This is a genomic window from Chromohalobacter sp. 296-RDG (genome assembly GCF_029889885.1).
In the GTDB taxonomy this organism is placed as follows: domain Bacteria; phylum Pseudomonadota; class Gammaproteobacteria; order Pseudomonadales; family Halomonadaceae; genus Chromohalobacter.
The window spans coordinates 22270-30475 of the sequence record NZ_JARANY010000031.1 but is presented as its reverse complement, the minus strand read 5'-3'; the positions used below and the strand labels follow the sequence as shown (position 1 = coordinate 30475).

General features: G+C 64.1%; 10 protein-coding genes. 8 read left to right on the top strand and 2 right to left on the bottom strand.

Translation table 11 applies throughout. The annotated features are described in order from the left end of the window. Positions 1–638: 638 nt before the first annotated feature. Together OP495_RS11740 and OP495_RS11735 are read right to left on the bottom strand one after the other, a co-directional pair. Positions 639–1712: a phage portal protein gene (locus OP495_RS11740; RefSeq protein ID WP_280569431.1), complete on the bottom strand. Its 1074-nt coding sequence runs from the start codon at positions 1710–1712 to the stop codon at positions 639–641. Positions 1713–1714: 2 nt separating this feature from the next. Next, positions 1715–3499: a terminase family protein gene (locus OP495_RS11735; protein ID WP_280569434.1), complete on the bottom strand. Its 1785-nt coding sequence runs from the start codon at positions 3497–3499 to the stop codon at positions 1715–1717. A 145-nt stretch (positions 3500–3644) separates the two neighbouring features. Here OP495_RS11735 and OP495_RS11730 point away from each other — a divergent pair, with 145 nt between their 5' ends. The 8 genes from OP495_RS11730 to lysB all read left to right on the top strand — a co-directional run bounded on the left by OP495_RS11730 (position 3645) and on the right by lysB (position 8169). Further along, positions 3645–4469 (top strand): GPO family capsid scaffolding protein, encoded by an 825-nt coding sequence (locus tag OP495_RS11730; protein WP_280569430.1) that lies wholly within the window; start codon positions 3645–3647, stop codon positions 4467–4469. 15 nt (positions 4470–4484) lie between these two features. Continuing rightward, complete coding sequence (locus tag OP495_RS11725) at positions 4485–5486, top strand: phage major capsid protein, P2 family (protein WP_280569427.1); 1002 nt, start codon at positions 4485–4487, stop codon at positions 5484–5486. Between the two features lie 3 nt (positions 5487–5489). Further along, a complete protein-coding gene (gene gpM, locus OP495_RS11720) occupies positions 5490–6167 on the top strand; it encodes a phage terminase small subunit (RefSeq protein WP_280569425.1) in 678 nt (225 codons plus the stop codon). Positions 6168–6320: 153 nt separating this feature from the next. Further along, entirely contained in the window at positions 6321–6791 is a 471-nt protein-coding gene (locus OP495_RS11715) for a head completion/stabilization protein (RefSeq protein WP_280569423.1), read from the top strand. Then, positions 6788–7000: a tail protein X gene (locus tag OP495_RS11710; RefSeq protein WP_280569421.1), complete on the top strand. Its 213-nt coding sequence runs from the start codon at positions 6788–6790 to the stop codon at positions 6998–7000. The genes OP495_RS11715 and OP495_RS11710 overlap by 4 nt, the downstream gene beginning before the upstream one ends. Positions 7001–7037: 37 nt before the next feature. Next, a complete protein-coding gene (locus tag OP495_RS11705; RefSeq protein WP_280569418.1) occupies positions 7038–7229 on the top strand; it encodes a hypothetical protein in 192 nt (63 codons plus the stop codon). Next, on the top strand, positions 7229–7702 hold the full coding sequence (locus OP495_RS11700; protein WP_280569416.1) for a lysozyme: 474 nt from the start codon (positions 7229–7231) through the stop codon (positions 7700–7702). Before OP495_RS11705 ends, OP495_RS11700 begins: the two co-directional genes overlap by 1 nt. Then, on the top strand, positions 7699–8169 hold the full coding sequence (gene lysB, locus OP495_RS11695; protein WP_280569414.1) for an Rz-like lysis system protein LysB: 471 nt from the start codon (positions 7699–7701) through the stop codon (positions 8167–8169). The genes OP495_RS11700 and lysB overlap by 4 nt, the downstream gene beginning before the upstream one ends. The last annotated feature ends 37 nt before the right edge of the window (positions 8170–8206 follow it).

Here is an 8206-nt window from a genome sequence, read left to right as displayed (position 1 = left end):
ATGACTAAACAGGATGTATATACAGTATAGCGAACATGGTAAGTCGTTGATATGAAAGCACATGACCCTATTTCAAAGGCTCGCCGGTTTTCAATTGCCCCGATGATGGATGGGACAACATAGTCCGACATGACTGGGCTAAAGGGGAGCCTGGTACACTAGCGGTACAGCAGTCCACCACGACGCACGAAGTCGCCAAGGCCGGGGCTCTTTTCAAGGGGCCCGGCCTTTTGCATCCGTCACCAGAAAACCGCCTGTGCATAACCCCGTCAAAACCGCATAAATCCGCATGAAAAACAGCCCCCTTATAACCCCCACGCAGCGCAGCAACGGCACGGCCTGCGTCCAGACGCATGAGCGCATAAAAACCGACCGATTTAGCGCGCAGGCGGGGCGGGGTGTCGACGGCGCGCGGCGGGGCGCCGCCGAGGTAGGGCGAGGTCGCCCGCCGTGGGAGCGTGTGGCGCGTTGCTAGGTTGCGATGGGCTCGGGGGTAGGCAAGCGCTCGCGCACGGCACACGTAAGCACAGCGCTATGAATGCACTACAAAGAGTAAATGCGTCTCAACCGAGATTGGCATCGTGCGGGCGTAAAAAAGCCGCCCAGGTGGGCGGCAAGGCAGCTGCAGTGAATGAGGGTCAGCGGACGGGGGCGTTGGGTGACGCGCCACCATCCAGCGAGTATTCCCGGAACTGGATCACCTTCTCGCCCAGGATGTCGTTGATCTCTTCGAAGACGGCTTGCAGTGGTTCGAGCTCGTTGGTGACGAACACCTTGGCGGCCTTCTCGACGTCACCGAAGCCGCCGACGTTGTTGGGCATCACGCCCATCAGCTGAGGCGGAACGCGGTGGCTGGCGAGGGTGTCGTCGCGGGTCTCTTGCTTGATGCCGGCGAACTCGTCCTTGGCGGCGACTTCTGAGATGGGGATGATCTGCACGCCGTCCTTCTTGCCGCCTGGCGAGTGAAGGAACAGGTTGCGGAAGTTGCCGACCCCCTTGCTCTCCTTGAGCGCGGAACGCATGGCGTCGATGTCTTCCTGGTTCTGCGCGGTGTCGCTGACGTACATCACGAACCCCGCGTGACTCCCGTTCAGATAGTATTTGCGGCGGAACAGGGTGGCGTTCTCGTTGAGCAGGATCGACTGCAGCGCGCCGAGGTAGTCCGGCACACCGTAGATCTCCTGGTTGATGTCGGGCTCCATCAAGTGGATGACCGAATCGCGCTCGAACTCGCTGGCCACCTGCCAGGACGTGACCCACCAGAACTGCCCTTCCTCGACACCTCGACGCACGTACTTAGCCCGCGCCGGCCGCAATGCCAGCAGCCGCCCCAGGCGCCCGTAGACCCGTTCGATATAGGCATTGCCGAACACCAGGTAGTCGGTGACCAGGGCGCGGAACGCCTGCCGACTCAGCAGGCGATGCGGAATGAACGAACGCGACAGGATGTTACGCTTCACCTGCAAACTGGAGCCGTGATGCGCCGTGGCGCGATACACCTTGGCAAGCGCCGGCAGATCGACCGGTGGTTCGTACCAGCGCGCCGTGAGCATCCAGCAGCCGGTGTAGAGAAAGTCAGCCAGATCGGTCACTGGGACCGGCTCGCCGAAAGTGAACGCCTCGGCCCGCGCCGGGGATGACGCTGCCGCCTCCCCCGCCGGTTCGGATTCGGATAGGGTCGCCGGCACACGCATGCGCGGTTTGTCTGCCATGGTCATTCGGACATCTCCATGATGGCGCCGCCGCGCTCGCCCTCGGCGAGCACGTCGATGGGTTCGTTATTGAGGGCGTGCATCGTCGCCCACGCCAAGTCAGCGTGGCCTGTCTGGGCGTTGCGCCCGGCGGTGAAGGTGAATTGGCGGCCACTCGCGGTCAGCTCGCGACGAATGGCGGTGAACGACTGCGCGACGATCACGTCGCGGCTATCGAATTCCAGTCGCCCGCGCTCGATGATGTGTTGGGCTTGGCGCACCAACGCGGCCTTGCTGTCCGGCGTGTAGCGATAGCGCGTGACGCGCGGGAAGAACTTGGCGACCAGCTGCGCCACCGCCTCCCCCATGCCGTTGATATCGATACCGATGAACTGGACGTTGTAGCGCCGCGTCACCTGCTCGATGAATCCGGCTTGCTCTTCGTAGTCCTGCCCCTTGATGCGGTGCTTCTCCAGGATGCGATGCCGGTCGTTGCGGTTCTTGGCCGGTGCCAGCACGACCAGGCCCGCGCCATCGCCGTCCAGGTTGTCTCCCGCCGGGTCGTAGCCCAGCCACACCGGCTTGTCGCCGAAGGGCCGCGCGGCGAACGGCTTCCAGTCGCGCCAGATGTCCCAGCTATCCACCATGCAGCGTTGCATGGTCATCATCGGGAACGCCGACTGCGAATCGTCGACGAACTCGCACATCAAGAGGTTCGCGAATTCCTCATCGCTGTATTCCAGCCGCAGCTGATCGAGATCGAACAGATCGCAGCCGCCGGCGATTGCGTCCTCAATGGTCACGATCTGGCGCCACTGGCCATCGGCACCGCGCGCGCCGCCGGCGAGCGCTTCATGGCTGACGTCGATCTCGACGCGCTCGTCTTTCTTGCGGCGCTTGTTGAAGCGCTCCCCGGTCCAGAACGGGTACGCCTCATGCGCCACGGATGACGGCGTGCTGAAGTAGGTCTGTTTCCACTTCTTGTGCATCGCCATCCCGCTGGTCACCTTGCGGAACTGCTCGAAGCCGTTGATCCAGAAGTATTCGTCGAGGTAGGTATCGCCGTGGTAGCCCTGCGCGGTCTTGGCGTTCGTTCCCAGGAAGTGCAGTTCGGCGCCGTTGGCCAGCACGATGGGATCCCCTTTCAACTCGACGCCGGTGGTTTCCTTCACGAACTGCACGATGTAGTGCTTGAAGATATGCGCCTGCGCTTTCGAGGCCGACATGAAGACCTTGTTCTTGCCGGTCTCCACCGCGTCGGCGATGGCCTCGCGGGCAAAGTACCAGGTCGCGCCGATCTGGCGACTCTTGAGCAGATTGCGGATGCGCTCGTGCTGGCCCGCGCGGTACCAGGCGCGCTGGTAATCGAACAGCGAAGCCTCGAAGGCCTCGACGATCTGTATCACGCCCTCGTCGCCGACATCGTTACGTGCCGGCTTGCGCTTCTCGCCGGCGTTGCGCCGCTCGATGTTGGGATTGAGATCGCTTTCCTTACCGCTGCCCTCGTACTTGTGCACCCGTGCCAAGCGCTCGACCTGCCGGCCCAACAAGTCGATCTCTTTGAAGTCCTTGCCTTCCTTCGAATCCTTCCAGATCAACTGGATCATGCGCGCCTCGAGCGCGCCCTCGATGCGTTGGCTAGGCGAGGCGTTGTCCCAGGCGTCGCGCTTCTTCCAGCTGTCGATGGTGGCGCGGGGTAGGTCGAGGAACTCGGCGATACGCGCGATGCGCCACCCCATCCAGTAGAGATGTCGGGCGGAGAGGCGCGAGGCGTCGTGGGTATCCAGTTCGGGCGTCGATGTCGTCATGCCGCCCAGCGTACCCGCGCGCGAAGGCGTGCCATTCCCTGCCCCGGTGTAGACGAACCGACTCACACCCGGCCCGCGTTGAGCCCGGCCCCCGGTGCGCGGAACCTGAGGCCCATACGCATCCCGCACCGCTCGAGGACACTTCATGAAATGGTTTCGCATCGCGACCGAAGGCGCGACGACTGACGGCCGCAACATCAGCGCCGCCTGGCTACAGCAGATGGCCGACAACTTCGACCCCAATACCTACGGCTGCCGGATCAACCTGGAGCACATGCGCGGCATGATGCCGGATGGCCCGTTCAAGAGTTACGGCGACGTCACCGCGTTGAAGGCCGAGAAAGGCGAAGACGACAAGCTCCAGCTACTCGCCTCCATCGACCCCACCGACGAGCTGAAGGCGCTGAACGACAAGCGCCAGAAGGTCTACACCTCGATGGAGGTCGACCCCAACTTCGCCGACTCCGGCGAGGCGTATCTCGTCGGCCTGGCCGTCACCGACTCCCCCGCCTCGCTTGGCACTCAGATGCTGCAGTTCGCCGCCGGCGCGGGTAACGAGTCGCCGCTGTCCGGACGCAAGCAGCGCACGGAAAACCTCTTTTCCGAAGCCGTCGAAACCACTTTCGATTTCTCCACGCCGCCCGCCGAACCGCCGGCCGACCCCGGCCCGTCGCTCACCGAGCGCCTCAAGGCGCTATTTCGTAAGCACGACGCCAAGACGGACCAAAGCTTCGCGGACTTTCGCGGTGAGTTGGAGCAAACCCTCGAGCTGTTCGTCGGCAAGCATCAGGCCCTGGCCGACGACCTGAAGTCACGCCCCAGCGCCACGGCTTTCAATGAACTGAAAGCCGCGCACGATGCCCTGCAACAGCGCTTCGACGAGCTGTATGCCCAACTCGACAGCACGCCGCGCCATCCCCAACGCCAGCGCGCCTCCGGCGACGACGGCACCATCGAAACCGACTGCTGAGGAATCCCGACGCTCATGCGTAACGATACCCGCAAACTCCTGAATAACTACGCCCAGCGGCTCGCCCAGATCAACGGTGCTCCGGATGCGTTCGCGACGTTCGATGTCGATCCGTCGGTGCAGCAGACGCTGGAAACCAAGATCCAGGAATCCAGCGAATTCCTGAACCGCGTCAACATGGTCGGCGTACGGGACATGATCGGCGAGAAGCTGGGCCTCGGTATCAGCGGCCCCATCGCCGGGCGTACCGACGTCAGCCAGCGTGACCGCAATCCTAGCGATCCCACCACGCTGGACGAACACGAATACCGCTGCGCATCCACCGAGTTCGACACCTTCCTGAGCTGGGCCAAGTTGGATGCCTGGGCCAAGTTCCCAGACTTCCAGGCCCGCGTGCGCGACGCGATCATTCGCCAGCAGGCGCTCGACCGCATCATGATCGGGCTCAACGGCACCAGCGCTGCCAAGCAGACCGACCGCACAGCAAACCCAATGCTCGAGGACGTCAACGTGGGCTGGTTGCAGCAATACCGCACCAACGCCGCCGCACGCGTAATCGACGGTGTCCAGATCGGCAAGGGCCAGGAATTTCAGAACATCGATGCGCTGGTGTACGAGGCGGTCAACTCGCTGATCGACCCGTGGTACCGCGATAACACCGACCTCGTCGCTGTCGTCGGTCGCTCGCTAATGACCGACAAGTACCTGCCCAAGGTCAACGAGTGGGAACAGCCCACGGAATCGCGCGCCCTGGATCTCATCATGGCGGCGAAGCGCCTCGGTGGGCAGAACGCCATGCAAGTGCCGTTCATGCCGGATAACGCCATTTTCATCACCAGCACCGAGAACCTCTCGATCTACTGGCAGGAAGGCTCGCGTCGGCGCCACCTGGTCGAGAAGCCGGAGCGCAAGCGCATCGTCAACTACGAGTCCAGCAACGATTCCTACGTGATCGAGGATTACGGCTTCGGCTGCCTGATCGAGGGCATCGAGTTTGCCAACGCGGCCGCGGAGTAACCCATGGCTAGCTCAATCCGCAAACACTTCGAACGCGTCAGCGCCGCCCAGGCGGCGCGTGACGCCGGCGACGCGCCCATGCAGGGCGACGAATACCACCTCATGCAAGCCAAGCTCTTCGAGGACTACCGCCGGCTCAAGTCGGTGCAGTCCATCGAGCGCAAGGTCGCTATCAAGCGCGAGATCCTCCCCGACTACGCCGATTACGTCGACGGCGTGCTCGAGGGCGGTGCCGGCGCACAAGACGAGGTGCTGATGCGTGTTCTGCTCTGGCGCATCGACATCGGCGATATCGACGGTGCATTGAGCATCGCCCGCTACGCCCTGCGTTACGGGCTCGAGCCCGGCGATCAGTTCCAGCGCTCCACCGCCGCGATTCTCGTCGAGGAAGCCGCCGACCAAGCGCTGGCCCTGGGCGACGACGACGCCTCGCTGCTCGCCGCTCTCCAAGAGACCGAACGCCTCACCGAAGGCGCGGACATGCACGACCAGATCCGGGCGAAATTGCACAAGGCGCTGGGCAACGCCCATCGCGCCGCCGGCGAACCGCAGGACGCGCTGACGCATTTCCGTCGCGCCTTGGAACTCAACGAGCGCGCCGGCGTGAAGAAAGACATCGAGCGCCTCGAGCGCGAGGTGAAGAACGCAGGCGATCAGGGCGCTGGTGACCACCAGGCCTGACGCTGCAACCAGGTCGCACGCCGACGTCAGGGGGCGCGACGGTAGAGGCAAGCCCAGGGGCTGCCGCCTCGATCCATCGCCCACCCCCTTCACGGTTTATTCATCGCGCCCGACGCCGCGCGAACGACGTTTTATCTATCACCAGGAGCCACGATGAGCAGCTTCGTTTCGACCGGCACGACAAGCACGACCACCGCCGAGCCCGTCACGAATAACGGCTTCTGGCCGGATATCGAACCCAGTGAGTTTCGCGACACGCATCGTCTCGACGGCACCATCACCGCCGCGCGCATCGAAGGCGCCCTGCTCGCCGCCATGGCCACGGTCAACCGCACCTTGCGCAACTGGCAGGCCAAGCAGGTCGACGCCGGCTACGCCACCGTCGATGCCGTGCCGGTACCGATCTGGCAAGCGCCGGGCGTGTTCGATGCGTTGTATCGCCGCGCGGTCTTCTCCACGGCGCATGCCAGCCTGGTCGAGCGTTATCGCGATTACGACGCCACCGCCTCGACCCGTGACCGGGGCGATCTCAACGAGTACACCGGTGAAAGCTACCGGCGCGATGCCGCCTGGGCGATCAGCGAGATCGAAGGTCGCCCGCACAGCACGGTCGAGCTGATATGAGCCGCACCGTGCATGCGCGCCAGGGCGATACCCTGGATGCCATTTGCTATCGCGCCTACGGCCGCACCGACGGCGTCACCGAACGCGTGTTGAAGGCCAATCCCGGCGTCGCCGACCTGGGGCCGATATTGCCGCATGGCATACCCGTCACGCTGCCCGAGATCACCCGACAGCCCAGCCGCGCGCCCGCCGTGCAGCTCTGGGATTGATGAGTTTTTAAACGCGCCCGAAAAGCCCGAGGACCGCATGGCCCAGCCGCTCGAAATTACCACCGAAAGCGTCAAGGCGACCCCGCCGGCATTCGTCACCGCCTTGTACATGGGGGGCATGACGCCGGCCGACTGGGTCACGGCCCTCACCCTGCTCTACCTGGCGCTGCAAATCGGCCTGCTGATTCCGCATTACGTGCGTAAGTGGAAGCACTGGAGGGCGAAATAATGTCGATCAAACGCCGCATCATCGTCGGCGGTACCGCCGGCGCCCTCAGCCTCGCCACGGCGGTTGTCTCTCAGTTCGAGGGCTACCGGTCGGAGGCCTACCGCGACCCGGTGGGCATCCCGACCATCTGCTACGGGCACACCGGCGATGTCGATATGGGCCAGACCCTGAGTAAGGCCCGGTGCAAGGAATTGCTCGCCAAGGATCTCGGCGACGCCTTCGACGCCGTCGACCAGCGCGTCGAGGTGGAGCTTCCCCCGGCGCGCCGCGCGGCCCTGGCCTCATTCGTTTACAACGTCGGCGAAGGGAAATTCGCCCGCTCGACACTGCTAAAGCGACTCAATGCCGGCAAGGTGCGCGCCGCCTGCGAAGAGCTAAACCGCTGGGTCTACGCCAAGGGTCGAAAACTCGCTGGTTTGATCAAACGCCGCGCCGCTGAGCGAGAGCTTTGCTTGCGAGGGCTGGATCAATGATGGCGCTTCTCGGGCGTTTCCTCGGCGGCGTGCCGCTCAAGGTCTGGCTGGTGCTGATCGGCACCGGCCTGGTGGGTGCCGGCGGCTGGTTCGCCTGGCAGGAATACCGCACCGCGCTGACCGATGCAGCCAGCGCCCGGCAGGCGCTCGACACCGCCCAGGCCGAAAGCGCCCAACGCCAGCTAGTCATCGACGCCTTGTGGCAAAACGCCCAGCGCCTCGAGGACCAACGCCGGCAACTGAACGATACGAAGACCAACCTGGAGCGCACCGCCTCGAACCGACTCACCCGCCTGCGGGAGCTGATCCATGAAAATGCCGAGTTACGCGCGTGGGCCGGCACTCGCCTGCCTGACGCTGTTATCCGCCTGCGCGAGCGCCCCGCCGTCACCGGCGCCGCCGATTATCGTCAAGCGTTGCGCGACGCCCAGTCCGTGCAGCCTCCCCGCGAGCGCCCCGATGACTAACGGCGCGCTACTCGAGCAACTCGAACGGACCGAGGCC